The organism is Luteimonas wenzhouensis, assembly GCF_007859305.1.
GTDB lineage: Bacteria > Pseudomonadota > Gammaproteobacteria > Xanthomonadales > Xanthomonadaceae > Luteimonas > Luteimonas wenzhouensis.
Genome location: NZ_VOHE01000006.1, coordinates 53565 through 77750, shown reverse-complemented (window position 1 = coordinate 77750; position 24186 = coordinate 53565). Strand labels below are relative to the sequence as shown.

At 74.2% G+C, this 24186-nt stretch carries 20 protein-coding genes and 1 tRNA gene; 10 read left to right on the top strand and 11 right to left on the bottom strand.

Annotation, left to right across the window (positions count from 1 at the left end; all coding sequences use genetic code 11):
- Position 1: 1 nt before the first annotated feature.
- The 3 genes from FQY79_RS11560 to FQY79_RS11550 all read left to right on the top strand — a co-directional run bounded on the left by FQY79_RS11560 (position 2) and on the right by FQY79_RS11550 (position 5067).
- The gene (locus tag FQY79_RS11560; RefSeq protein WP_146313067.1) at positions 2 to 3250 is read left to right on the top strand and encodes an efflux RND transporter permease subunit; all 3249 of its coding nucleotides are present in this window, start codon (positions 2 to 4) and stop codon (positions 3248 to 3250) included.
- 1 nt (position 3251) lies between these two features.
- Positions 3252 to 3731, top strand: coding sequence for an OsmC family protein (locus tag FQY79_RS11555; RefSeq protein ID WP_146313066.1), 480 nt, complete (start codon positions 3252 to 3254; stop codon positions 3729 to 3731).
- Between the two features lie 178 nt (positions 3732 to 3909).
- Positions 3910 to 5067, top strand: a complete 1158-nt coding sequence (locus FQY79_RS11550; protein WP_186759985.1) for a porin — start codon at positions 3910 to 3912, stop codon at positions 5065 to 5067.
- Positions 5068 to 5088: 21 nt separating this feature from the next.
- On the opposite strand, the gene mnmG is transcribed toward FQY79_RS11550, so the two are convergent.
- Together mnmG and FQY79_RS11540 are read right to left on the bottom strand one after the other, a co-directional pair.
- On the bottom strand, positions 5089 to 6990 hold the full coding sequence (gene mnmG / locus FQY79_RS11545) for a tRNA uridine-5-carboxymethylaminomethyl(34) synthesis enzyme MnmG (protein WP_146313064.1): 1902 nt from the start codon (positions 6988 to 6990) through the stop codon (positions 5089 to 5091).
- Between the two features lie 626 nt (positions 6991 to 7616).
- A complete protein-coding gene (locus FQY79_RS11540) occupies positions 7617 to 8375 on the bottom strand; it encodes a hypothetical protein (RefSeq protein ID WP_146313063.1) in 759 nt (252 codons plus the stop codon).
- A 124-nt stretch (positions 8376 to 8499) separates the two neighbouring features.
- Here FQY79_RS11540 and FQY79_RS11535 point away from each other — a divergent pair, with 124 nt between their 5' ends.
- From FQY79_RS11535 to FQY79_RS11520, 4 genes are all read left to right on the top strand, one after another.
- The gene (locus FQY79_RS11535) at positions 8500 to 9465 is read left to right on the top strand and encodes a pyridoxal-phosphate dependent enzyme (RefSeq protein ID WP_146313062.1); all 966 of its coding nucleotides are present in this window, start codon (positions 8500 to 8502) and stop codon (positions 9463 to 9465) included.
- Positions 9462 to 10076, top strand: a complete 615-nt coding sequence (locus FQY79_RS11530; protein ID WP_146313061.1) for a YdcF family protein — start codon at positions 9462 to 9464, stop codon at positions 10074 to 10076. Before FQY79_RS11535 ends, FQY79_RS11530 begins: the two co-directional genes overlap by 4 nt.
- Positions 10077 to 10140: 64 nt before the next feature.
- Positions 10141 to 10566 carry a ketosteroid isomerase-related protein gene (locus FQY79_RS11525; RefSeq protein ID WP_146313060.1) on the top strand — a complete coding sequence of 142 codons (426 nt, stop codon included), beginning with the start codon at positions 10141 to 10143 and terminating at the stop codon, positions 10564 to 10566.
- Positions 10567 to 10647: 81 nt separating this feature from the next.
- Positions 10648 to 11787 carry a glycoside hydrolase family 16 protein gene (locus FQY79_RS11520; RefSeq protein ID WP_146313059.1) on the top strand — a complete coding sequence of 380 codons (1140 nt, stop codon included), beginning with the start codon at positions 10648 to 10650 and terminating at the stop codon, positions 11785 to 11787.
- On the opposite strand, the gene FQY79_RS11515 is transcribed toward FQY79_RS11520, so the two are convergent.
- The 6 genes from FQY79_RS11515 to bioB all read right to left on the bottom strand — a co-directional run bounded on the left by FQY79_RS11515 (position 11742) and on the right by bioB (position 17527).
- A complete protein-coding gene (locus tag FQY79_RS11515) occupies positions 11742 to 12338 on the bottom strand; it encodes a hypothetical protein (RefSeq protein WP_146313058.1) in 597 nt (198 codons plus the stop codon). The genes FQY79_RS11520 and FQY79_RS11515 overlap by 46 nt on opposite strands.
- A 96-nt stretch (positions 12339 to 12434) precedes the next feature.
- Entirely contained in the window at positions 12435 to 13379 is a 945-nt protein-coding gene (locus FQY79_RS11510; protein WP_146313057.1) for a methyltransferase domain-containing protein, read from the bottom strand.
- Positions 13376 to 14152: a pimeloyl-ACP methyl ester esterase BioH gene (gene bioH / locus FQY79_RS11505; protein ID WP_146313170.1), complete on the bottom strand. Its 777-nt coding sequence runs from the start codon at positions 14150 to 14152 to the stop codon at positions 13376 to 13378. Before bioH ends, FQY79_RS11510 begins: the two co-directional genes overlap by 4 nt.
- Before the next feature lie 11 nt (positions 14153 to 14163).
- Positions 14164 to 15165 carry a multidrug resistance efflux transporter family protein gene (locus tag FQY79_RS11500; RefSeq protein WP_246123100.1) on the bottom strand — a complete coding sequence of 334 codons (1002 nt, stop codon included), beginning with the start codon at positions 15163 to 15165 and terminating at the stop codon, positions 14164 to 14166.
- Positions 15162 to 16379, bottom strand: coding sequence for an 8-amino-7-oxononanoate synthase (bioF, locus tag FQY79_RS11495; protein ID WP_146313168.1), 1218 nt, complete (start codon positions 16377 to 16379; stop codon positions 15162 to 15164). The genes FQY79_RS11500 and bioF overlap by 4 nt, the downstream gene beginning before the upstream one ends.
- A gap of 20 nt (positions 16380 to 16399) precedes the next feature.
- Complete coding sequence (gene bioB, locus FQY79_RS11490; protein WP_146313056.1) at positions 16400 to 17527, bottom strand: biotin synthase BioB; 1128 nt, start codon at positions 17525 to 17527, stop codon at positions 16400 to 16402.
- 49 nt (positions 17528 to 17576) lie between these two features.
- Here bioB and FQY79_RS11485 point away from each other — a divergent pair, with 49 nt between their 5' ends.
- Positions 17577 to 18305: a ComFC family protein gene (locus FQY79_RS11485; RefSeq protein WP_146313055.1), complete on the top strand. Its 729-nt coding sequence runs from the start codon at positions 17577 to 17579 to the stop codon at positions 18303 to 18305.
- A gap of 165 nt (positions 18306 to 18470) precedes the next feature.
- On the opposite strand, the gene ubiA is transcribed toward FQY79_RS11485, so the two are convergent.
- Positions 18471 to 19379, bottom strand: a complete 909-nt coding sequence (gene ubiA, locus FQY79_RS11480) for a 4-hydroxybenzoate octaprenyltransferase (RefSeq protein ID WP_146313054.1) — start codon at positions 19377 to 19379, stop codon at positions 18471 to 18473.
- Positions 19380 to 19573: 194 nt separating this feature from the next.
- Between ubiA and FQY79_RS11475 the strand changes: the two genes are divergently transcribed.
- Together FQY79_RS11475 and FQY79_RS11470 are read left to right on the top strand one after the other, a co-directional pair.
- Positions 19574 to 19650, top strand: a tRNA-Arg gene (locus FQY79_RS11475).
- A 134-nt stretch (positions 19651 to 19784) separates the two neighbouring features.
- A complete protein-coding gene (locus tag FQY79_RS11470; protein WP_146313053.1) occupies positions 19785 to 21284 on the top strand; it encodes a catalase in 1500 nt (499 codons plus the stop codon).
- 51 nt (positions 21285 to 21335) lie between these two features.
- On the opposite strand, the gene FQY79_RS11465 is transcribed toward FQY79_RS11470, so the two are convergent.
- Together FQY79_RS11465 and FQY79_RS11460 are read right to left on the bottom strand one after the other, a co-directional pair.
- Entirely contained in the window at positions 21336 to 21920 is a 585-nt protein-coding gene (locus FQY79_RS11465) for a copper chaperone PCu(A)C (RefSeq protein ID WP_146313052.1), read from the bottom strand.
- Positions 21921 to 22003: 83 nt separating this feature from the next.
- A complete protein-coding gene (locus FQY79_RS11460) occupies positions 22004 to 24145 on the bottom strand; it encodes a TonB-dependent receptor family protein (protein ID WP_146313051.1) in 2142 nt (713 codons plus the stop codon).
- Positions 24146 to 24186: the final 41 nt, after the last annotated feature.

The following is a 24186-nucleotide window of genomic DNA, read 5'->3' as shown; positions in this document are numbered from 1 at the left end:
CGTGGCCGCGTCCGCGGCCCCGCGGCCGGGCATCGCCGGGCGCCTTGCCGGCGCCTTCCAGGCCAATCCGCTCACCCCCGTCCTGGCCCTGCTCGGCCTGCTGCTGGGCGTGGTCGCGCTAGCGATCACGCCGCGCGAGGAAGAGCCCCAGATCGACGTCACCATGGCCAATGTCATCGTGCCCTTCCCGGGCGCGGACGCGCGCCAGGTGGAGCAGATGGTGGCGTATCCGCTCGAGCAGGTGCTGTCGGAGATCGAGGGCGTCGAGCACACCTACTCGGTCAGCCGTCCCGGCAAGGTGGTCGCCACGGTCGAGTTCGAGGTCGGCGTGGAGCGGCAGGCCGCGCTGGTGCGGCTGTACGACAAGGTGTTCTCGCACCAGGACTGGATGCCGCAGGGCCTGGGCGTGGGCCAGCCGCTGATCCGGCCCAAGGGCATCGACGACGTGCCGGTGATGGCCCTGACCCTGTGGACCGACGACGCCGAACGCGGCGCGCGCGAGCTGGCGCAAGTCGCGCATACGCTGGAAACCGAACTCAAGCGCATCCCCGGCACCCGCGACGTGTTCACCATCGGCGCCCCCGAGCGCGCGCTGGTGGTCGAACTCGACCCCGTCCGCCTGGCCAGCCACGGCCTGGCGGTGGAGGACCTGTCGGCCGCGCTGCAGGCGGCCAACCTCGCGCTCCAGGCCGGCGAGCGCGTCGGCGCCGACGGTGTGGTCCAGGTCACCGCCGGGCGCTTCCTCGCCGGGCGCGAGGAAGTCGAATCGCTGGTGCTCGGGGTACGCGGCGGCGAGCCGGTGCGGCTGGGCGACGTGGCCAGGATTACCGACGGCGCCGACACCCCGTCGAGCTACGTCTGGCACGGCGCACCGGCCGCACGCCCGGGGCCCGCGGCCGGCACCGCGCCCGCGGTGACGGTGGCGATCGCCAAGCAGCCCGGCACCAGCGCCTCGCGGATCGCCCGCCGCGTGCTCGAGCGGGTCGACGCGCTGCGCGGCCAGGTGATCCCCGAAGGCGTGCAGGTCGAGGTCACCCGCGACTACGGCGCCACCGCCAGCGACAAGGCCGGGACCCTGATCAGGAAACTGCTGTTCGCCACCTCCGCGGTGGTGCTGCTGGTGCTGTTCGCGCTCGGCCGGCGCGAGGCGCTGGTGATCGGCGCCGCGGTGGTGCTGACCCTGGCGCTGACCCTGTTCGCGTCGTGGGCGATGGGCTTCACCCTCAACCGGGTGTCGCTGTTCGCCCTGATCTTCGCGATCGGCATCCTGGTCGACGACGCGATCGTGGTGGTGGAGAACATCCACCGCCACCTCGCGCTCGGCGGTACGACGCTGCGCGAGGCGATCCCGGCGGCGGTCGACGAGGTCGGCGGCCCGACCATCCTGGCCACCTTCACCGTGATCGCGGCCCTGCTGCCAATGGCCTTCGTCGGCGGGCTGATGGGGCCGTACATGCGCCCGATCCCGATCAACGCCTCGGTCGGCATGCTGCTGTCGCTGCTGGTGGCGCTGGTGGCGACGCCGTGGCTGTCGCTGAAGCTGCTGGGGCGGCGCGCGGGCGGCGCCGGCCACGCGGCGGGCGCCATCGCCGCGCGCCTGCACCGTGGCTTCGGCCGGCTGCTGGCGCCGTTCCTGGATCCGGCCCGCGGCGGTCGCCGGCGCCTGCTGCTGTTCGCGTCGATGGCCGCCCTGGTGCTGGCGGCCGCGGGCCTGGCCGGCTTCCGGGTGGTGGTGATGAAGATGCTGCCCTTCGACGACAAGTCGGAGCTGCAGGTGGTGGTCGACCTGCCCGAGGGCCGCAGCCTGGAGGACACCGCGTCGGTGCTCGCCGAGCTGGCCGCCACGCTCGGGCAGGTGCCCGAGGTGCTGCACTACCAGGCCTACGCCGGGACCGCCGCGCCGATCAATTTCAACGGCCTGGTGCGCCAGTACGACCTGCGCGCCGGCGCCAACGTCGGCGACCTGCAGGTCAACCTGGTCGACCGCCGCGAGCGTCGCCGCAAGAGCCACGACATCGCCCGCGCGCTGCGTCCCGCGCTGGCCGGGATCGGCCGCCGCCACGGCGCCTCGGTCAAGGTGGTGGAAGTGCCCCCGGGCCCGCCGGTGCTCGCGCCGATCGTGGCCGAGGTCTATGGCCCCGACTACGCACGGCAGCGGCAGCTGGGGCTGGCGCTGGCGCAGCGCTTCCTCGCCACCGACGGCATCGTCGACGTCGACACCAGCGTCGAGGCCGACGCTGCGGGCGAGGTGCTGGCGGTCGATCGCGGCCGCGCCGCGCGCCTGGGCGTGTCGCAGGCGGCGATCGCCACGACCATCGCCGCAGGACTGTCGGGCCACGATGCCGCGTACGTGGTCGACGCCGGCTCGAAGTATCCGCGGCCGATCCGGCTGCGCCTGCCGCCCGCCGACCAGGCTACGCCCGACGGCCTGCTCTCGCTGCGCGTGCGCGGCGGCGACGGCCGGCTGGTGCCGCTGTCGGGACTGGTCGAGACGCGCGCGACCGGCTGGGACGGCGCGATCCACCACAAGGACCTGCTGCCGGTGGTGTACGTGACCGGCGACGAAGGCGGCGAGGCCGACAGCCCGCTGTACGGGATGTTCGGCCTGGCCGGGCAGCTCGCCCGCGAGGCGGTCGACGGCGAGCGGCTGGCGCAGCACTACTTCGCCGCGCCCGGCGACACCGCGGGCTTCTCGGTCAAGTGGGACGGCGAGTGGCGGATCACCTGGGAAACGTTCCGCGACATGGGCCTGGCCTACGCCGCGGGCCTGGTGCTGATCTACCTGCTGGTGGTGGCCTGGTTCCGCGCCTACCTGGTGCCGCTGGTGATCATGGCGCCGATCCCGCTGACCGTGGTCGGGGTGATGCCCGGGCACGCGCTGCTGGGCATGCAGTTCACCGCCACCAGCATGATCGGCATGATCGCGCTGGCCGGCATCATCGTGCGCAATTCGATCCTGCTGGTGGACTTCGTCAACCACGAACTGGCGCGCGGACGCCGCCTGGCCGACGCGGTCGTCGACGCCTGCGCGGTGCGCGCCCAGCCGATCGCGCTGACCGCGCTGGCGGCGATGGCCGGCGCGGTGTTCATCATCGACGACCCGATCTTCAACGGCCTGGGGATCTCGCTGTTGTTCGGCATCCTGGCCTCGACCGCGCTAACCCTGTTCGTCATCCCGCTGCTGTATTACGCGCTGCTCGCGCGCACACTGCCCGGGGACGTCCCCGATCCGCCCGCCATGGGAGCCTGACATGAGCATCGACAGCCCGATCCGCATCCACCTCGAACAGGACGGCGACTTCGCCTTCCGGGTCGAGTTCCAGGACACCACCCTGGCGCCGCTGCTGACCGACGAGCCGCCGCCGCTGGGCCACGACCGCGGCCCGAACCCGTCGCGCATGCTGCTGGCCGCGGTCGCCAACTGCCTGGCCGCCAGCCTGCTGTTCGCCCTGCGCAAGCACCGCAACGCCCCCGGGCCGCTGCGCGCGGAGATCATCGCCGTGCCGCAGCGCAACCCGCAGGGCCGCTGGCGGATCCCCTCGGCCGCGGTCACCCTGCACCTGCCCGGGCACAATGCCGACTACCAGGCCCTGGACCGGGTGCTGGCCCAGTTCGAGGACTTCTGCGTGGTGACCCAGAGCGTACGCCAGGGCATCGAGGTGGAGGTCACCGTGGTCGATGGCGAGGGCCGCGTCCTGCTCGGCGACAAGCACCACGAAGCCGGGGCGTGACCGCTGCGCCGGCCCGCGCCTGACCGCGCCGCGGCCCGCGTGCGCGCCTGCGCCGCCGCAAAGCGCGGGCCCGGCACGACGGCATCGCGGTCGATCCCGGCGACGCCTGATCCCGATCACGGCGCCGCCGCGCCGCGGCGCGCATACTCGCGCCGCCACGTCCACCGCCGAGGCCGCCATGCCCGCGCCATCCCGACGCCCCTGCCTGCCTTCGCGATGCCGCCTGGCGGTCGTCCTCGCCCTGGCCGCCGGCGCGGCCCACGCCGAGTCCGGCTGGAAGGCCAGCGGCGACCTGCGCATGGGCTACGTGGCCTCCGAGAGCCGCGCCCGCAGCGGCGCCGGGTCCGACGCCGACAGCCTGCGCGCCCGCCTGCGGCTGCGCCTGCGCGGCGAACTGGGCGGCGGCTGGCATGCCAGCGGCCGCCTTGCCGCACGGCTCGACAGCGAACAGGACGACACGCAGTTCTGGATGCGCCGCTACGCCCCCGGCCCGTCCGGCCTGGAGGACGGCCAGGGCACGATCGACGAGGCCTACCTGGAGTACCGGCCGGCCGATGCGCGCTGGCGCCTGCGCCTGGGCCGCTTCCAGGCCGCCTGGGGCCTGGACGACGTGATGAAGAAGTCGCTCGACCAGAACGACAGCTCCAACTTCGACATCACCTGGACCGACGGCGCCTGGCTGCAGTGGCGCCCCGGCGACGACTGGACCGCGCACCTGGTGCTGCGCCACAACGACCGCCGCGGCCCCACCGGCAGCCTGCGTCCCCCACTCGCCTTCGATCACGGCGGATCGCGCGTGGGCGTGCTGGCGGTCGCCGAATCCACCACCGCCATCGGCCCGCTGGTCCAGCGCGTGGTCACCCTCAACTGGCTGCCTTCGGCGCTGCATCCGTACGGCGTGGCCGATCCGCGCGTCGAGGACTACCTCGCGGTGACCACCAAGGCCACCGCGCAGTGGCCGCTGGGCGCGGGCGGGACGACGCTGCGCCTGGGTGGCGAACTGGGCTATGCGCCACGCACGCCGCGCCGCGAAGCGGTGGGCTCGGGTGCCGGCAGTGCCGGCTCGCTGTCGTGGCAGGCCTCGCTCAACGTCATCGATCTCGTGCCAGGCCACGACCTGGCCCTGGTCTACGGCCGCGTCGCCGACGGTTGGCTGCTGTCGGGCGACTTCCGGCCCAACGACACCCTGGCCGAAGTGCGCTGGGTCTGGCGGGCGAGCGAAGCCTGGCAGTTCGACGCGCGCCTGCGCCGCCGCGAGGAGATCGACCTGCCGGCCGGCGTGCCGCACGCGCGCCGCGACGACGATCTCTACGTGCGGGCCACCTGGCGCTTCTGAGCCGCGACGGGCCCGACGCTCCTAGGCCGCGTTCGCGCGCTTGCGCGCCAGGTGCACCAGCAGCAGCGACACCGCCGCGGGGGTCAGGCCCGGGATCCGCTGCGCCTGGCCGACGGTCTGCGGACGCACGCGCTCGAGCTTCTGCCGGGCTTCGGCCGACAGGCCGCGCACGGCGGCGTAGTCGAAGCCCTCCGGAATCCGTGTGTCCTCGTGGCGCCGCTGGCGCGCGATCTCGTCGCGCTGGCGCTGCAGGTAGCCGGCGTACCTGGTCTCGATCTCGACCTGCTCGGCCACGTCGCCCTGCACCGGCGACTCCGGCGCGAACGCCGGCAGCGCGACCAGGCGCGCGTAGTCCAGCTCCGGCCGGCGCAGCAGGTCGAGCGCACTGCCTTCGCGGCTGAGCTCGATGCCCAGCGCCTGCGCCACCGCCCGGCCTGCGGCGCTGTTGGGCGAGACCCGCAGCGCCTCCAGGCGCGCAGTCTCGCGCGCGATCGCCTCGCGCCGGGCCTCGAAGCGCGCCCAGCGCGCGTCGTCCACCAGCCCCAGCTCCCGGCCGACCGGCGTCAGGCGCAGGTCGGCGTTGTCCTCGCGCAGCTGCAGCCGATACTCGGCGCGCGAGGTGAACATGCGGTACGGCTCGCTGGTGCCGTGGGTGATCAGGTCGTCCACCAGCACGCCGATGTAGGCCTGGTCGCGGCGCGGCGACCACGGCTCCAGGCCGCGCACCAGGCGCGCGGCATTGACGCCGGCCAGCAGGCCCTGCGCCGCGGCCTCCTCGTAGCCGGTGGTGCCGTTGATCTGGCCGGCAAAGAACAGGCCGGACACCGCGCGGGTCTCCAGCGAGGACTTCAGCCCGCGCGGGTCGAAGAAGTCGTACTCGATCGCATAGCCGGGGCGGGTGATGTGTGCGCGCTCGAAGCCGACCACGCTGCGCACCAGCTCCAGCTGTACGTCGAACGGCAGCGAGGTGGAAATGCCGTTGGGATAGATCTCGACCACGTCGAGGCCTTCCGGCTCGACGAACACCTGGTGGCTGGAGCGCTCGGGGAAGCGCACCACCTTGTCCTCGATGCTCGGGCAGTAACGCGGGCCGATGCCCTCGATCTGGCCCGAGTACAGCGGCGAGCGGTGCAGCGCGCCACGGATGATCTCGTGGGTGCGCTCGGTGGTCCGGGTGATCCAGCACGGCACCTGGCGCGGATGGTCGTCGCGCGAGCCCATGAACGAGAACACCGGACGCGGATCGTCGCCCGGCTGCGCCGCCATCTTCGAGTAGTCCAGCGTGCGCCCGTCGATGCGCGGCGGGGTGCCGGTCTTGAGCCGGTCGACCACGAACGGCCCGTTGCGCAGGCGCGCGGCCAGGGTCACCGCCGGCGGATCGCCCATGCGCCCGGCCGCGTACCGGGTTTCACCGATATGGACCTTGCCGGCCAGGAAGGTGCCGGCGGTGAGCACCACCGCCGGCGCGTCGAAACGCAGGCCGGTGTTGGTGATCGCGCCGCGCACCACCTCGCCGCGTCCGTCCGGTTCGATCACCAGGTCGTCCACCGCGGCCTGGAACACGGTCAGGTTCGGCTGGTGCTCGACCGCGCGACGGATGAAGGCGCGGTACAGGCTGCGGTCGGCCTGGGCGCGGGTCGCGCGCACCGCCGGCCCCTTGGACGCGTTGAGGCGGCGCCACTGGATGCCGGCCGCGTCCGCGGCCCGGGCCATGATCCCGCCGAGCGCGTCGATCTCGCGCACCAGGTGGCCCTTGCCGATGCCGCCGATCGCCGGATTGCAGCTCATCGCGCCGACGGTGTCGATGCTGTGGGTCAGCAGCAGGGTGCGCGCGCCGGCCCGGGCCGCGGCCAGCGCGGCTTCGGTTCCCGCGTGGCCACCGCCGATCACGATGACGTCGTAGCGATGGAAGTCCTGGCTCATGTCGAAGTCATGTCCCGCCGGCGCGGGGGTCGCCCGGGCCGGGATTGTTCGCGCGCGCCGGGCCGCGGCGCAAGCGCCCGCCCCCGCGGCCGTGGAAAGTTGGCACGGTTCCTGCGAACCACTTCCCTGCACCCGGGCTGGCAGCGTCAAGGGGGGCGCGGCCGGAGATTGGAACAGGGCTGGCCATGCACGGCCCGGGGAAGCAAAGGGGCCGGATGTCGGGGGACATCCGGCCCCATTCTATTTCGGCCTCCCGGCCCGTGGCGTCCCGGATTGCCCGGTCCGCTCCGCGGCCCGGCCGGCCGCAGGGCCCGGATCCCTTCGCCCGCGGCGCCGCGGGCAGCAGCGGGGCTGCGCGACGCCTGCAGGTTCCCAGGGAACGCGGCGATTGCCGCCGGCGGGCGGCGGCCTGGGCCGCCACGGCCCGGTCACGGGCATGGGCGCGGCCGGTAAAGGGCGCCGACGCCCGGCGGGAGCGGAACAGGGGGGATCCGGTATCCCCCGCCGGGTGTCGACATGCGAAACGCATTTTTTGTCTTTCCCGACCGTTAGCGTCGGATTCCGACGCTGCCGGTCAGCCAGGCTAGCTTGAACGCCCCTGCGTCCGAGCGCAAGGGGTCCGGCGCCTAATCTTCGCGCCGGGGCGGCGCCCCGGAAATCGACCGGCGCTCGCTGCGCGGCGCGCTGCGCGGCACCGGCGCGGGCCTGCTGGCCGGGGCCGAGGCCGGCACCCGCGCCCCCGCGGCCGGCTGGACCCGCGGCGCTGGCGCCGCCGCCGGCGTCCGCCGGGCCGGCGTGGACGAGGTCGGGGCCGGCAAGGTGCGGATGGCCGGTGCGGCCAGCGGCTGGCCCGCCGGGCGCCGGAGCGGCGCGGACCCGGTGCGCGGCAGCGCCCGCGGCGCGCGCGCGTCGCCCCGCACCGGCGCCGGGGCGACCCGGGCCGGAGCGGCCTGCGGCGCGACCCGGCGGCGCCGCGGCGGCAGTTCGCCGCCGGTCGCCCGTTCCACCTCCGGCGTGGTGGACGGAGGCGGGGCGTCGGGCCGATGGGACGGGCGCGGGCGGGGAGCGTAGTACGGCCAGTAACCGCCGTGCGGCCAGAACCGGTAGGCCCCGCCGCCGTACCCGTAACGGAACGGATAGCCGTGGTAGCGGTACGGGTAGCCGTCGCCCAGGCCGCCGTACCACCCACCGTGGCCAAGCCCCAGCAGGCCGTATCCGCTGCCGTAGTAATAGGTCGACCCGCCGTAGTAGTAGCTGGACGCACCGCCGTGGTACGGATCGTCCCCGTAATAGGCGTCGCCGAAGCGGTCGTGGTAGTGGTGGTAGCTGGCGCATCCGGACAGTCCGCCGAGCGCGACCAGCGCGATGAGAAGCGTGCGGACCATGCCGGATCCCCCATGTCAGCTGCAGGCCAGCATCCGGCCGCCGCTTTGAATCCGTGCTTAACCCTTCCCCTGCCGCATTCGGCTTGCTGAACACCGCCGGCGCCGGGTCGGCTAGGCTTCGCGCATGCCTTCCAACGCGCCGCTGCCACAGTTCGACGACGTGTTGGACGCGGCCGCGAGGATCGCACCCCACGTCTGCGTGACCCCGCTGCTGCGCGCCGATGCGCTCGACGCCGCCGCCGGCGCCCGCCTGGTGTTCAAGCCCGAGGGCCTGCAGCACGCGGGGGCCTTCAAGTTCCGCGGCGCATGCAACGCGGTGGCCGGCCTGCCCGGGGCCGACGCGGCGCGTGGGGTGGTCACCCATTCGTCCGGCAACCACGGCGCGGCGCTGGCGCTGGCCGCGCGGCTGCGCGGCATTCCCTGCCACGTGGTGGTACCGGAAGGAGCGAACCGGGCCAAGCTGGACCTGATCGTCGCCCAGGGGGCGATCGTGCACCGCTGCGCGCCAACGCTGGCGGCGCGCGAGGCGCGCTGCGCCCAGGTCCAGGCCGACACCGGCGCCACGCTGGTGCACCCGTATGCCGACCCGCGGGTGATCGCCGGCCAGGGCACGGCCACGCTCGAGCTGCTGGCGGCCGCGCCAGGCCTGGACGTGGTGGTGGTCCCGGTGGGCGGAGGCGGCCTGGCCGCGGGCGCCGCGCTGGCGCTGGCCGGGCGTTCCCCGGGTACGGCCCTGGTGCTGGCCGAACCGGCCGGCGCGGCCGACGCCCTGCACGCGCTGCGCAGCGGCCGCCGCGAGCCGGTGCCTGCGCCGGGCACCATCTGCGACGGCCTGCGCGCAACCCTGGGGGAACCGAACTTCCGCATCCTGCATGCGAGCGGGGCGCAGGTGCTGGCGGTCGAGGACGCCGACGCCATCGCCGCCATGCGGCTGCTGCTCGAACGGCTGCGGCTGCTGGTGGAGCCTTCCTCGGCGGTGGCCCTGGCCGCGGTGCTGGCCCATCGCGAGCGTTTCGCCGGCCGGCGCGTGGGCATCGTGCTGACCGGCGGCAACGTCGATCCCGACGCGCTGCCGTGGGGGCCGCGATGAGCCGCCGCGCGCCGCGCAGGCAGCGCCCGCTGTTGCGCTGGGTGCTGCGGCTGTGCGTGCTCGCGGTGTTGTGGCTGGCGGGGGTGGCGACCTGGATCCACTGGGTGGGCGAGCGCGACGAGGCGCGGCCGGCCGACGCGATCATCGTGCTCGGCGCCGCCGCCTACGACGCGGTGCCCTCGCCGGTGTTCCGGGCGCGGATCGAACACGGGCTGGACCTCTACCGCGCCGGACATGCGCGGGTGCTGCTGTTCACCGGCGGCTACGGCGGCGGCGGCGCGCGGTTCGCCGAGTCGCAGGTGGCGCGGCGCTACGCGATCCGCCAGGGGATCCCGGAGGAGGCGATCCTGATCGAATCGAGCTCGCAGACCACCTACCAGAACCTGTTCGAGGCCCGCACCCTGATGCTCGAACATGGACTGCGGGACGCGATCGTGGTCAGCGACCCGCTGCACATGGCGCGCGCCCTGCGCCTGTGCCGCCAGCTCGGCATCCGCGCCTACGGCTCGCCCACGCCGCGCACCCGCTTCCGTTCCTTCCGCACGCGCTGGGAGTTCCTGGCGCGCGAGGTGTACTTCTTCCACCGCGACCTGGTGGTGCCTCCGCAGTAGGGCGGGCGCGGCACGCTATGATGGCCGCGCGCCCGCCCACCGCCGGCGCGCCCGGAGACGACCCATGCGCATCGACGGCAGCCGCCTCCACGACCGTGCCACCGAACTGGTGCTGGCCTACTACGCCGCGTTCAACCGCGGCGACCGCGAAGGCATGCTGGCCCTGCTCGCCGACGACGTGGTCCACGACCTCAACCAGGGCGCGCGCGAGCACGGCCGCGAGGCCTTCGCCGCGTTCATGGCCCGCATGGACCGCTGCTATCGCGAGCAGCTGCGCAACGTGGTGGTGATGGCCACCGCCGACGGCACGCGCGCCGCCGCCGAGTACGTGGTGCACGGCGAATACCTCGCGACCGACGACGGCCTTCCGCCCGCGCGCGGACAGCGCTACGAGCTGCCCGGCGGCGCCTTCTTCGGGATCCGCGACGGCCGCATCGCGCGGGTGAGCAACTACTACAACCTCCAGGACTGGCTGGCGCAGGTGCGCTGAACCGGGACAGCCGCCGCCCCGCGTGGCAGGATCTGCCCTGCCCGCGCCGCTGCGGCGCGCATCGACGGGGAGGGGGACGGCATGCGCTTTGCGTTGGGGGGTGCCCGGGGGCCGCTGGCCACGATCACCGCGCTGGCGTTGCTGGCCGGCTGCGCCACCGGGGCGCAAGGCGCGCCACAGGCCCTTGAACTGGCGTGGTCGGACGAGTTCGACACCGCCGACGCCTCGAACTGGAGCTTCGAGACCGGCGGCCACGGCTGGGGCAACCGCGAGCTGCAGTACTACACCGACGGCGCGAACGCCTTCATCCAGTACGACGAGATGGCCGGCAGCCGGGTGCTGGTGATCGAGGCGCGGCGCGGCGCGCCGGCGGGCGCGAGCTGCTGGTACGGCGCCTGCCAGTACAGCTCCACGCGCATGGTCACCCGCGGCAAGCGCGAGTTCACGCATGGACGGGTCGAGGCCCGCATCCGCCTGCCGCATACCCAGGGCGTCTGGCCGGCGTTCTGGATGCTGGGCTCGGACTTCGCCCAGATCGGCTGGCCGGACAGCGGCGAGATCGACATCATGGAACACGTGGGCTCCGAACCCACCCTCACCCACGGCGCCCTGCACGGCCCGGGCTACTCCGGCGATCGCCATTTCAACGGCACCTACGACCTGGGCGAGGCGGCCGACGCGCGCTACCACGTCTACGCGGTGGACTGGGACGCCGGCGGCCTGCGCTGGTCGGTGGACGGCCACGAGTATTTCAGCCTGACCCGGGCGCAGGTCGAAGCGCGTGGGCGCTGGGTGTTCGACCAGCCGTTCTTCCTCCTGCTCAACGTCGCGGTCGGCGGCGACTGGCCGGGCAGTCCGGACGCCGGCAGCGTGTTCCCGCAGCGCATGTACGTGGACTGGGTGCGGGTGTTCCGGAAGGTGGCGCCGAAGCGGCGTACCGGCGCGCAGCCGCTGGCGCCGCCCGCGGCGGCGGCACCTGCCTCCACGCGCTCCGGGACGACGGCCGCGGCGGCGCAGGCACCCCGGCCCACGCTGCGTCCGCTGCTGCGCCTGGGCACGCCGGGGGCGGCGGATGCGCCCTGTACCAGGGGCGGCGCGGATGCGTGCGGATCCTCCGGGGACGCCGGGCGCCGCGACCGCGCTGACCTCGGCCGAGGCGCCCGGCGCGCGGCCGCTCAGGAGTCGCCGCCCAACCGCGCCAGCCCTTCGCCGAGCAGGTAGCGCGTGGCGGCCACCCGCCGCCCGGCCTCGAATCCGTGCAGCACCTGGAGCAGCTGCCGCAGTGCGGTGCAGCGGGCGCGGCGCGCGGCCGCATCCGCGCCGGCATTCTCGAGCGCCGGCATGAAGCCCTCGTGCAGCATCGCCGCGGTCACCGCCGCGGTCCTGAGCGCCTGCTCGCCCTCGGCCGGATCGTAGGGCTGCGGCGGGTTCTGCAGGCCGCCGATCGCGACCCCGGCCAAGGCCTCGATGAAGCGCGCCCGGCTGTCCCCGCCCAGCGCCTCGGCCGCGCGCTGCAGGCCCTGCAGGCTGCGGTCGGCGCCGGGCTCGAACAGCGCGCACAGGCCGCACGCCTCGGCGTCGTTGCGCGAAGCGGCGTGTACGGCCTGGAACAAGCGGTCGATATCGGCGTCGGGCGCACGCGCGACCAGGTCGTTCGCGCCGGCGATCAGCGCCAGCGGATCGATGCCCTGCGGCGCGGTGCGCGGGCTTTGCGCCAGCGCGGCGGGCATCGCGACCAATGCCAGGCACAGGAGAGCGGCGTGGAGCTTCATCGTGGGCGAGGTCCGGCGGGAGGCGGACGAGTCTAGGGCGTGCGGGGTGAACCGGTGCCTGCGGGGGAGGGCAAGCGTGGGGGCAAGGCCCCGGCCTCACCCCCGCCGCCGCACCCGGATCCGGTCGGCCGGGAACGCCGCGATCTCCGCGCCCTGCTCGCGGATCGGCGCGCCGGGCTGCGGGGCCCAGGCCAGCGCGGTGATCACTTCCCAGCTCGCCGGCAGCAGGTCGGCCTGCGCGTCCGGCAATCCCGCGCCACGCAGCGGTTCGTACGCCGCGGCCGCGGCCGCGAACCGCGCGCGTCCGGTGAGCGTGCGGCGGCGCGCGCGCAGGGCGTTGGTCGCGCCGATCGCGCGCAGTTCGTGCATCAGCGCCGGCAGGTCGCGATGTCCGCGCACCAGCACGTCGCGGTCGAGCACCGGATCGCGGAAGCCGGCATGCATCAGCGCGTCGCCGAACTGCGCGATCGAGGCGAACGGACTCACGTGCGGCACGTCGTCGGCGCGCGCGAACGCCTCGCGCAGCTCCCACAGCGTGTCCGGCCCGAAGGTCGAGCACACCAGCGTGCCGCCCGGCCGCAGCACGCGGCGGAAGCCGGCGAACGCCGCCGGCAGGTCGTCGATCCACTGCAGGCAGAGGTTGGAGAACAGCACGTCGACGCTGCCCTCGGCCAGCGGCAGCGCGCGCAGGTCGGCGCAGACGCGGTCGACCGGGCGCCGCAGCGACAGCGCGTCGCGCCAGCCGCCGCGCGGCATCTGCCGCAGCATGTCCTGCGACAGGTCGAGCGCGACCACCCGCGCCTTCGGCCAGCGTTCTCGCATCGCGCGCGCGGCGCGGCCGGGGCCGCTGCCCACGTCCAGCACCACCCCTGGCGACCAGCCGCTGCCGCGCTCGGGCGCGAGTTCGAGCAGCTCGAGCGACTCGAGCAGGCGCGACTCCACCTCGCGCTGGAGCGCCGCCGCCGAGGCGTAGCCGGCCGAGGCGCGCGAGAACGCACGGCGCACGTGGCGCGAGTCGAACAGCGGCGCGCCGGGCTTCATGCCCCGCCCTCCGCGGCCGCGGCCGCGAAGCGGTCCAGCGCGTCCGCCACCACGTCGGCATGGGTGAGGAACGGGGCATGGCCGGCATGCTCGACCACGACCACGTCGGCGCCCGGCGCCAGCGCCGCGGCGGCGCGCATCGCGCGCGGATCGACCAGGCGGTCGCGGCGCCCGGCCAGCCACAGGCTCGGCATGCGCAGCCCCGGCAGCGCCGGGCGCAGGTCCACGGTTTCCAGCAGCCCGAGGCCGTCGGCGAGCACGTGCGCGGCCGGCTCGCCGCGCGCGAACACCTCGTCGCGCAGGACCCGCATCTCGCGGCGCGCGTCGTCCGAGCCGAAGGCCTCGAGCGCGATGAAGCGCTCGAGCGTGGCGCGCCAGTCGCTGCGCAGTCCGAGCGCGAAGCCGCGGAAGATCTCCGGCGACATGCCCAGCGGCCAGTCCTCGCCGCGCACGAAGCGTGGGCTGGCGCACAGCATCGCCAGGCCGCGCACGGCATCGGGCCGGGTCGCCGCGGCATGCAGCGCGAACAGCCCGCCCAGCGACCAGCCGGCCCACAGCGCGCGCGGCACCCGCGCCACGATCGCCTCGACCACCGGTTCCAGCGCCAGCGGCAGCGCACTGTTGCGGCCATGCCCGTGCCCGGGCAGGTCGACCAGGTGCAGGGTGTACCGCCCGGCCAGGCGCCCGGCGAGCGCGGAGAACACGCCCGCATGCATCGCCCAGCCGTGCACCAGCACCAGGTCCGGGCCCTGGCCGGTCGTTTCGATATGCACTCCCGCGTCCATCACGCTCCCTTGTCCGTGCGCAGCGCCGCCACCTCGCGGCTGCCGGCGGCGGGGCGCGCCACGATCCAGGCGAAGGCGACGATCCCGGCCACCACCACCAGCGCGCCGAGCGCGGTGCGCCCGGTCGGCCAGGGTTCGCCCAGCAGCAGCACGCCCAGCAGCACCGCGAACACCACCTCCGCGCCCTGCATCGCCTCCACCGCGCCCAGGGCCAGCGGCCGGTCGCGGACCATGCCGGTGGCCTGGAAGAACAGGATCGTGGCGATCACTCCGGCCGACAATGCCACCCCGGCGCCCAGCCAGACCTGGGCCACGGTCGGCGGCCCGGCCACGCAGGCCGCGTAGGCCAGCACCAGCAGCCACAGCGGCTGGCTGGCCAGGGTCATGCCGAACACGCGCTGGATGGCGTCGAGCGGTTCGCCGCTGCGCTCCAGGTGCAGCAGCAGCAGGCGGTTGCCCAGCGGGTAGGAGACCGCCGCGACCAGCACGCAGCCCAGCGCGATCCATGCCGCGCGGTCAAGCGCGCCGCTGGCGTGGCCGAACTGCATCAGCAGCACGCCGGCCAGGATCATCGCCGCCACGCCCAGCCCCGCCAGCGGGATGCGGCGCCGCTGGTCGCGGTACAGCAGCGGTGCGCACAGCAGCCCGGCGATCACGGTGAACTGGAACGAGCCGGCCACCAGCCACGAAGGTCCGCTCGCGGCCGCGTACGAGAGCATCACATAGAACAGCACGAAGCCGATCCCGGCGCAGCGCAGCCAGGCCCAGGGGTGGGCGGCGATCGCGCGCAGCACGGGGCGGGCGCCGCCGCGCACCAGCATCAGCGGCAGCATCAGCGGCAGCGTGATCAGGTAGCGCAGGCAGGCGACCCAGGCCCAGTGGGCGCCGGTGCTCGCGCTGGCGCGGTTGAGGACATAGGTCATGGTGAAGAACAGCGCCGACAGCAGCGCCAGGCCGACCGCCGCCAGCGCGACGCGGCCGTGTGCGTCGGGCATGGTCATGCCGTCGGGCTGGTCGAAGCGTCGAGGGCACGGTCGCGGGCCGCCGCCATGGCGTCGGCCAGGGCGTCGACCTGCGCCGGCTCATGCGCCGCGGTGAAGGTCACCCGCAGCCGCGCCTGGCCCTCGGGCACGGTGGGCGGGCGGATCGCCGCCACCCAGTAGCCGTCGTGCTCGAGCGAGGCGGCCATCGCCAGCGCATTGGCGTTGCTGCCGCACAGCACCGGCTGGATCGGGGTCTCCGACGGCATCAGCTGCAGGCCATGGCGCCCGGCGCGGTCGCGGAAGCGGCCGGCCAGCTCCTGCAGCCGCTCGCGCCGCCAGTCGTCGCGGCGCGCCAGGCGCACCGCCGCCAGCGCGGCTGCCGCCACCGGCGGCGGCAGCGCCGTGGTGTAGAGCAGCGGCCGTGCGGTTTCCGCGAGGTGGTCGACCAGGTCCGGCTCGCCGGCGACCAGCGCGCCGTGGCTGCCGAGCGCCTTGCCGAGCGTGACCAGGCGCAGCGGCACCGCGGTCGAATCGAGCCGGGCCGCGGCCACCGACCCGCGCCCGCCGGGCCCGAGCACGCCCACGCCGTGGGCGTCGTCGACGTACAGCAGCGCCTGCTGCACGCGCGCGGCGATCGCCAGCTCGCGCAACGGGGCGACGTCGCCGTCCATGCTGAACACGCCGTCGGTCACCAGCATCGCCGCCGCCTCGGGCATGCTGCGCAGCTGGCGCAGCGCGCCTTCCACGTCGGCGTGCGGGTAGCGGCGCAGGCGGCAGCCGGCCAGGCGCGCGGCATCGATCAGGCTGGCGTGGTTGAGCCGGTCCTGCACGCACACGTCGTCGTCGCCCAGCAGCGCCTGCACCACCGCCAGGTTGGCCGCGTAGCCGCTGTCGAACAGCAGCGCGCGCGGCACCTCGAGCCAGTCGGCGACCTCGCGCTCGAGTTCGGCGTGCAGCGCGTGGTGGCCGCAGACCAGCTGCGAGCCGGTGGCGCCGGCGCCGTCGCGCGCGGCCGCGTCCTGCAGCGCGCTCACCACCGCGAAGTGCTGGGACAGGCCGAGGTAGTCGTTGCTGCAGAAGTTGAGCAGGGTGCGGCTGCCGCCGGCGGGGTCGGCGACTTCGCAGCGCACGCTGTCGTGGCGCAGCACCTCGCGCCGCGTGCGGCGCGCCGCGTCGGACTCGCGCTGTCCGCGCAGCGCCGCCACGCGGGCGTGCAGGTCGGGACGATCCACCGGCATGGTCAGCCTCTCCCTCAGCCGCGGCCCCCCGCCGCGCAGGTGCCGGCCCGGGCCGCGCCGTCCCCGGCGCCCTGCCCGTCCGTGATGTCGGCATGTACGGTACCACCGTGGTCGTGTCCATCGGCATCCACCGCCACCGGCATGGCCTCCAGGCCGAGGCGGTCGAACAGGGCCTGGTCGTGGGCGGTGTCCGGGTTCGGGGTGGTCAGCAGCTTCTCGCCGTGGAAGATCGAGTTGGCCCCGGCCAGGAAGCACAGCGCCTGGAGCTCGTCGGACATCTGCTCGCGGCCGGCCGACAGCCGCACCATCGAGCGCGGCATCAGGATCCGGGCCACGGCAATGGTGCGCACGAACTCGAACGGGTCCAGTTCCGCGGTGCCGTGCAGCGGCGTCCCCTCGACCTGGACCAGGCGGTTGACCGGCACCGAGTCCGGGTGCGCCGGCAGGTTGGCCAGCGCGCGCAGCAGGCCGGCGCGCTGGGCGCGGGTCTCGCCCATGCCGACGATGCCGCCGCAGCAGGTCTTGAGCCCGGCCCGGCGCACGTGCTCGAGGGTCTCGAGCCGGTCCTCGAAGCCGCGGGTATGGATGATGTCGCCGTAGTAGCCCGGGTCGGTGTCGAGGTTGTGGTTGTAGTAGTCGAGCCCGGCCTCGCGCAGGGCCTGCGCCTGCTCCGCGCTGAGCATGCCGAGCGTGGCACAGGTCTCCAGGCCCAGCGCCTTCACCTGGCGGATCATCTCGGCGACCTTGGGGATGTCGCGGTCCTTGGGCGAACGCCAGGCGGCGCCCATGCAGAAGCGGCTGGCGCCGGCCTCGCGCGCCTGGCGGGCCTTCGCCACCACCTCCCCGGTGGTCATCAGCTTGGTCGCCTCGACCCCGGTGTGGTAGCGCTGGGCCTGCGGGCAGTAGGCGCAGTCCTCGGGGCAGCCGCCGGTCTTGATCGACAGCAGGGTGCTCACCTGCACCCGGGCCGGGTCGAAGTGGCGGCGGTGGACCGTGGCCGCCCGGTACAGCAGTTCGGGGAACGGCAGGTCGAACAGGGCTTCCACCTCCTCCTGCCGCCAGTCGTGGCGCAGGACGGCATCGGCGGAGGGCCCGGTCGCGGCACGCGGCGACCCGGGGCGGAGCGGACTGACGGCGGTCATCGGGATTCCCTGACGGACGGGACGGGGCAGGCCGGGCAGTCTGGAAAGCATGCCAGGGCCTGTCAACCTGAACCACCTCGCACGGGTTGACGGCTGGTGGCATCGGCTCGGCGTGGCGCTGTGCCGGTCACGCTGCCTGGCCTGCGGCGAGGCCGCGGCGTCCGGTGTCGACCTCTGCGCACCCTGCCGCGACGGCCTGCCCTGGAACACGCCGGCCTGTCCGCGCTGCGCCCTGCCCCTGGCGGCGCCCGCCCCGCGCTGCGCCGACTGCCGCGCGCGGCCCCCGCTACTGCACGGCGCGTACGCCGCCCTGCGCTACGCCGCCCCGGTGGACCGGCTGCTGCCGCGGTTCAAGTTCCACCGCGACCTGGCCGCGGGCCGGCTGCTGGCCGAGGCGATGGCCGGACGCTGCGCGGCGCTGCCGCGGCCGGACGCGCTGCTGCCGGTGCCGCTGCACCGCGGCCGCCTGCGCCAGCGCGGCTACGACCAGGCGCTGGAGCTGGCCCGTCCGCTGGCGCGCGCGCTGGACCTGCCGCTGCTCACCGGGGGCCTGCGGCGGGTGCGCGCCACCCGCCCGCAGTCGCAGCTGGATGCCGCCGGCCGCGCGCGCAACCTGCGCGACGCCTTCGCGGTCGACGCCTCGCGCCCGCTGCCGGCGCACGTGGTGCTGGTCGACGACGTGATGACCACCGGCGCCACGCTCCACGCCGCTGCGCGCGCGCTCAGGCGTGCAGGGGTCGGGCGGGTGGAGGCCTGGGTGTGCGCGCGGGTGGCCTGAGCCGCGGTGAGTCCGGTGTCCCCTGCACGGTGCCTCCCCCGGGAGCGGCTTCGGCCGCTAGCTGGCAGGCCGGACACGTCGGGCGCCCCGGTTCCCGGTCGCGGCTGAAGCTGCTTCTGCAGGCTGGTCGGGTCCTGGTCGGCGTCCAGGCTGGCCGGCGCCGCCTCAGCCCAGCGCGTAATCCAGCGCGATCCCGGCGAACACCGCCATCCCCACCCAGTGGTTGTGCAGGAAGGCGCGGAAGCAGGCGGCGCGCTCGCGATGCTGGGCGATGGCGAACTCCCACGCCACCAGCAGCGCGGCCATGCCCAGGCCGGCCCAGTAGCAGCCGCCCAGGCCGGCCTGGCGCCCCGCCAGCACCAGCGCCAGGAAGGTCGCCGCGTAGAGCACGGCTTGGGCGACGAGGTCGAGATCGCCGAACAGGATCGCGGTCGACTTCGCGCCCATGCGGATGTCGTCGTCGCGATCGACCATCGCATACCAGGTGTCGTAGGCCGTGGCCCAGAAGATGTTGGCCACGTACAGCACCCAGGCCAGCGGCGGCACGCTGCCCTGGACCGCGGCAAAGGCCATCGGGATGCCCCAGCCGAAGGCCATGCCCAGGTACACCTGCGGCAGGTAGGTGTAGCGCTTGAGGTAGGGATAGGTGGCGGCCAGGAACAGACCGGCGACGCTCAGCAGCACCGTCAGCCGGTTGAGCGTGAGCACCAGGGCGAAGGCCGCCAGCATCAGCACCGCGAACACCGCCAGCGCCTCGCGCCCGGACACCGCGCCGGTGGCCAGCGGCCGCCCCCTGGTGCGCTCGACCGAACCGTCGAGCCAGCGGTCGGCGTAGTCGTTGATCACGCAGCCGGCCGAACGCGTCAGCCACACGCCGGCGCTGAACACGAACAGGATCCAGGCCGGCGGTACCCCTTCGGCGGCGATCCACAGCGCCCACCAGGTCGGCCACAGCAGCAGCAGCCAGCCGATCGGGCGGTCGCCGCGCAGCAGGGCCCAGTACAGCGCCAGCCGCCGGCGCCAGCCGGGTGCGGCGCGGCCCGGCGGAATGTTCGCGGTACGGTGTTGCAGCATGGTTGCCAGTGTAGCGATCCGGCCGGCGGACCTGCGCGACGGCTGGCCGGGCGGCCGCGCATCGGCCCGCCAGCCCCGCCGGGCGCCCTCGCCCGCGATTGCCGTACAATAGCCGGCCGCGCGACGGCCCCGGCGACCCGGCCGGACCGACGGCACCGCCCGAGGCGGCGCCGCGCGCAGGTCCTGAACACGACGCGCCTGTAGCTCAGCCGGATAGAGTAGTGGCTTCCGAAGCCATTGGTCGGGGGTTCGAATCCCTCCAGGCGCGCCATCCCCGCTCCACGACGCGGGCCTGCCAGGCGCTGGCCGCCTGGCGTCGCGCGCGATCGCGCGACGTCCCCGCGTAACGATTCCACCACATCGCCGGGGCGATGATCTCCAGTCCACGCCGCGATGGAGACCGCCATGGCCAGGCACGACGACGAGCACGGCACCGGTTCGACGATGAGCACCGGCGCGCCCGCGCCCAGCGACCGCCACTCCCTGACGATCGGACCGGACGGCCCGATCGTGCTGCACGACGTGCACTTCCTGGAGCAGATGGCGCACTTCAACCGGGAGAAGGTCCCCGAGCGCCAGCCCCACGCCAAGGGCGGCGGTGCGTTCGGGGTGTTCGAAACCACCGGGGACGTCTCGCGCTACACCCGGGCCGCGCTGTTCCAGCCAGGGGCCAGGACCGACCTGCTGATCCGCTTCTCCACCGTGGCCGGCGAGATGGGCAGCCCGGACACCTGGCGCGACGTGCGCGGGTTCTCGATCAAGTTCTATACCAGCGAAGGCAACTACGACCTGGTCGGCAACAACACGCCGATCTTCTTCGTCCGCGACCCGATGAAGTTCCCGCACTTCATCCGCAGCCAGAAGCGGCTGCCCGACTCGGGCCTGCGCGACAACCACATGCAGTGGGACTTCTGGACGCTCAACCCCGAATCGGCCCACCAGGTGACCTACCTGATGGGCCCGCGCGGGCTGCCGCGCACCTGGCGGCACATGAACGGCTACGGCTCGCACACCTTCATGTGGATCAACGCCGCCGGCGAACGCTTCTTCGTCAAGTACCACTTCCACACCCAGCAGGGCATGGCGTTCTTCAGCAACGCCGAGGCCATGGCCATGGCCGGCAGCGACGCGGATTTCCATCGCCGCGACCTGTTCGACGCCATCGCCCGCGGCGAGCATCCCGAATGGGTGCTGAGCGTGCAGGTGATGCCCTACGAAGAGGCGAAGCACTACCGCATCAACCCCTTCGACCTGACCAAGGTGTGGCCGCACCGCGACTACCCGCTGATCCGGGTGGGCGTGATGACCCTCAACCGCAACCCGGAGAACTTCTTCGCCCAGATCGAGCAGGCCGCGTTCTCGCCGGGCAACACGGTTCCCGGGATCGGCCTGTCGCCGGACAAGATGCTGCTGGGCCGCGCGTTCGCCTACAACGACGCGCAGCGCCGGCGGATCGGCACCAACTTCCACCAGCTGCCGGTGAACCAGCCCAGGGTGCCGGTCGAGACGTACCAGTTCGACGGCCACATGGCCTACCACCACAGCGGCGCCGCGCCGGTATACGCCCCCAACAGCGGCGGACGCCCGTGGGCCGACCGCACCGGGCGGATGGACGACGGCTGGGAGGCCGACGGCGAGATGGTGCGCAGCGCCTACACCCTGCGCGCGGACGACGATGATTTCTCCCAGCCCGGCGCGCTGGTGCGCGAGGTGTTCAGCGACGCCGAGCGCGATGCCCTGGTCGAGACCGTGTCCGGCGCCCTGCTCGGCGGCGTGCGCAGCCCGGTGCTCGAGCGCGCGTTCGACTACTGGAAGTCGATCGACCCCGACGTGGGCCGCCGGATCGAGGAGACGGTGCGCCGCGGCCATGCGCCCGAACCCGCGGCGGGCATGAGCGAGAGCTGAGCCCGGCCGCCAAGGCCCCCCCGCGGCGCCATGCCGCGGGGAGGCCGGGCCCTAGTGGTGCTCGTGGCCGCCTGCGGGCGACTGCGCGGCGATCGCCCGCACCTCGAACTCCACCGCCAGCTCGCCGGCGCGCTCGAAAACCAGGGTGGCCGCTACGGAGCGCCCGGCCACGAAGCCATCGCCGGGGCCGATGAACATCAGGTGGTAGCCGCCGGGACGCAGTTCCACCGCTTCGCCCGCGGGCAGCGGCAGGCCGTCGGGCAGCGGACGCATGCGCGCCATGCCGTCCTCGTGCCGGACCTCGTGGATCTCCACCCGCTGCGCCGCGTCGCTGCGCACCTCGACCAGGCGGTCGTCCTCGCCGCCGTGGTTGCGGATCGCCAGGTAGCCGCCGGCCACCGGCGCCGCCGGCGGAATGGCGCGCGACCAGGCGGCGGAGACCTCCAGGTCGCCCGCCAGCCAGTGGCGGCCCCGGCCCTCGTGCTGCCCGTGTCCGTCCCGGGCGGCCTGCGGGTGGTCCGCGTGCGTGGCCCGGTCCGGCGCCTGGCCCTCCAGATGCGGAGCCTGCTGCCCGTGCTGGCCGCAGCCGGCCAGCAGCAGGGCCAGGGCGGCGGCGCGGAAGATCGTGGTTTTCATCGTTCAACTCCCAGTGGTTCGAGGAAAACGTGGCTGCGGTCGCGGGCGCTGCCGGAGCGCGGGCCGGCACCGCCCCGGCGCGGTCAGAAGCGGACCCTGAGCCCGGCGTGCAGCGTGCGCGGCAGGCCGGCCTGGAGGATGGCGTCGCCGGGCGCGGCGCGGTCGCGGACGCTGAACGTGCCGACGTGGTCCCTGTCGGCGAGGTTGCGCGCTTCGGCGAACAGCTGCCAGCGCTCGCGCTCGATGCCCAGGCGCAGGCCCAGCAGACTGTAGCCGCCGACGCGGTAGCGGTTGGCGAAATCCGCATGGCGCGCGCCCACCAGGTCGAAGGTGGGCCCGGCGAAGAAGCCGCTGGCATGACGGTACATGACCTCGCCACGCACGGCGTAGGCGGGTGCCGCCGGCAGGTCGTTGTCGCCGTAGACCGGATCGTCGTCGAACGAGAACGCGTTGACGGTGGCGCTGACCAGCGGCTCGATGCGGTACGCGCCGCCGCCCGGCCGGAAGCTGGCGCCGACAGCCGCCTCCAGCCCCGCGTGCACGGTGCGCGCGATGTTGGTCGACAGGCTGGTGCCGGGCGCCGACGGGTCTTCCACCGACAGGATCGCGTCGCGGATGCGCGCGCAGTACAGTGACACGTCCCAGTGCCAGGCCGCGGCCGCGCCGTCCGGTGCACTGGCACCGCGCAGGCCCGCCTCGACCACCGTGCCGTGCATGGCGTCGAGCGTGGAGCCGTCGCCGCGGGCGTCGTCCTCCAGCTCGAACACCGTCGGCGCTTCATACAGGCGGCCCAGGCTTGCGAACGCCTCGCTGCCCGGAGCCAGGCGGCGGATCACGCCCAGCCGCGGATTGAACGAGGCGTAGTCGGCGCGCAGCTGGCGCGAGGCGCCGCTGGCGATGTCGGTGCTGCGCACGTCTCGGCCGGTGAGCACGCCCTGGGCGCCGTAGACCAGGGTCCAGTCCGGCGCGAAGCGCCAGCGGTCGACCAGGAACAGCTCCACGCTGTCGGAGCGGTTGTCGATGGTGCCGGTCAGCCCGTTGCGGCGGCCGCCGTCGTTGCGGTGGTTGCCGCCGGTCTCGCGGGTGTCGGCCAGGTCGATGCCGGCCAGCAGGTCGTGGTCGCCGAGGCGCACGCCGTAGCGCAGCATGCCGCCGGCCGTGCGCTGGTCGGTCATCTTGAGCAGGCTGAACACCTCCACCGGCGGCATCGGCCCCGGTCCGTCGAAATCGACCATCACCTTGTCGACGATCGGGTGGTACAGGTGCTGCTCCTCCCACGACAGGCCCGTCTCCAGTCGCCGGCCGTCGCCCGGGTCCCACTGCGCCTTGCCCGCCAGGCGCGTGGTGCGCACGTCGAGCTGGAAATTGCCGCTGACCGCCGAAGGGTTGGCCTGGTAGGGATCGGCGTCGAACTGCGCGCGGCTCAGGCCGCCGGCCAGCTCCTCCTCGCTGTCGATGTAGCTGGCGAACAGGCGCAGCTCCAGCGCGGGCGTGGCGCGCCAGCCGGCGTTGGCATACAGCCCGGCGCGGTCCTGGCGGCTGTGTTCGCGGTGGCCGTCGCGGCCCAGCGCTTCGAGCGTCAGCATTCCATCCAGATCGCCCGACACGCCGCCGGCGGTCAGTCGTCCGCTCCACAGCCCGTGGCTGCCGGCGGCAAACGCGGCCTGCGCCGGCGGGCTGTTGCGCGCGGTGGGCGTGATGAAGTCGATCGCGCCGCCCAGGTTGCTGGCACCGTAGGTCAGCGCATTGGCGCCGCGCGCGACCACCACGTGCCGGGCCGCCACCGGGTCGAGGAAGCGGTTGTGGTTGTTGCCGTCGGCCGTGGACACCGGCAGGCCGTCCTGGAACAGCTTGACCCCATTGCCGTCGTAGCCGGTGGCATCGAGGTTCGAGCCGCGGCTGGAGAGGAACACGGCATCGCCCCCGGTGCTGCTCTCGACCCATACGCCGGGCACGTAGCGCAGCGCGTCGGCCAGGTTGGTGACCGGACGTTGGTGGAAGCTGTCGCCGTCGACGATGCTGACGCCGCCGGGCGTGAGCGCGCGTTCGGCGTCGATCGGGCTGCGGTGGCCCTGGACCTCGACGGCATCGAGCGTCCTGGCGTCCGGCGGCGGCCGGTGCCCGGGCGCGGCCCCGGCGAACGCGGTGGCAGACAACGACAGCGCGGCCAGCACGGCCACGCACGGGCGCGGCGCACGCGGCGCCCGCCGGGATGGGATCGGCATGTTCTGCTCCTGAAGCACGAAGGCGCGGCGCGAAGGCCGCG

Coding starts and splice junctions, on each gene's coding strand:
- FQY79_RS11525 (WP_146313060.1), top strand. CDS start 10,141: ATGCGCATCGACGGCAGCCGCCTCCACGACCGTGCCACCGAACTGGTG.
- FQY79_RS11485 (WP_146313055.1), top strand. CDS start 17,577: ATGCCAGGGCCTGTCAACCTGAACCACCTCGCACGGGTTGACGGCTGG.
- FQY79_RS11515 (WP_146313058.1), bottom strand. CDS start 12,338: ATGAAGCTCCACGCCGCTCTCCTGTGCCTGGCATTGGTCGCGATGCCC.
- FQY79_RS11535 (WP_146313062.1), top strand. CDS start 8,500: ATGCCTTCCAACGCGCCGCTGCCACAGTTCGACGACGTGTTGGACGCG.
- bioB (WP_146313056.1), bottom strand. CDS start 17,527: ATGACCGCCGTCAGTCCGCTCCGCCCCGGGTCGCCGCGTGCCGCGACC.
- FQY79_RS11470 (WP_146313053.1), top strand. CDS start 19,785: ATGGCCAGGCACGACGACGAGCACGGCACCGGTTCGACGATGAGCACC.
- ubiA (WP_146313054.1), bottom strand. CDS start 19,379: ATGCTGCAACACCGTACCGCGAACATTCCGCCGGGCCGCGCCGCACCC.
- FQY79_RS11555 (WP_146313066.1), top strand. CDS start 3,252: ATGAGCATCGACAGCCCGATCCGCATCCACCTCGAACAGGACGGCGAC.
- FQY79_RS11460 (WP_146313051.1), bottom strand. CDS start 24,145: ATGCCGATCCCATCCCGGCGGGCGCCGCGTGCGCCGCGCCCGTGCGTG.
- FQY79_RS11465 (WP_146313052.1), bottom strand. CDS start 21,920: ATGAAAACCACGATCTTCCGCGCCGCCGCCCTGGCCCTGCTGCTGGCC.
- FQY79_RS11500 (WP_246123100.1), bottom strand. CDS start 15,165: ATGACCATGCCCGACGCACACGGCCGCGTCGCGCTGGCGGCGGTCGGC.
- FQY79_RS11510 (WP_146313057.1), bottom strand. CDS start 13,379: ATGAAGCCCGGCGCGCCGCTGTTCGACTCGCGCCACGTGCGCCGTGCG.
- FQY79_RS11530 (WP_146313061.1), top strand. CDS start 9,462: ATGAGCCGCCGCGCGCCGCGCAGGCAGCGCCCGCTGTTGCGCTGGGTG.
- FQY79_RS11550 (WP_186759985.1), top strand. CDS start 3,910: ATGCCCGCGCCATCCCGACGCCCCTGCCTGCCTTCGCGATGCCGCCTG.
- FQY79_RS11540 (WP_146313063.1), bottom strand. CDS start 8,375: ATGGTCCGCACGCTTCTCATCGCGCTGGTCGCGCTCGGCGGACTGTCC.
- FQY79_RS11520 (WP_146313059.1), top strand. CDS start 10,648: ATGCGCTTTGCGTTGGGGGGTGCCCGGGGGCCGCTGGCCACGATCACC.
- mnmG (WP_146313064.1), bottom strand. CDS start 6,990: ATGAGCCAGGACTTCCATCGCTACGACGTCATCGTGATCGGCGGTGGC.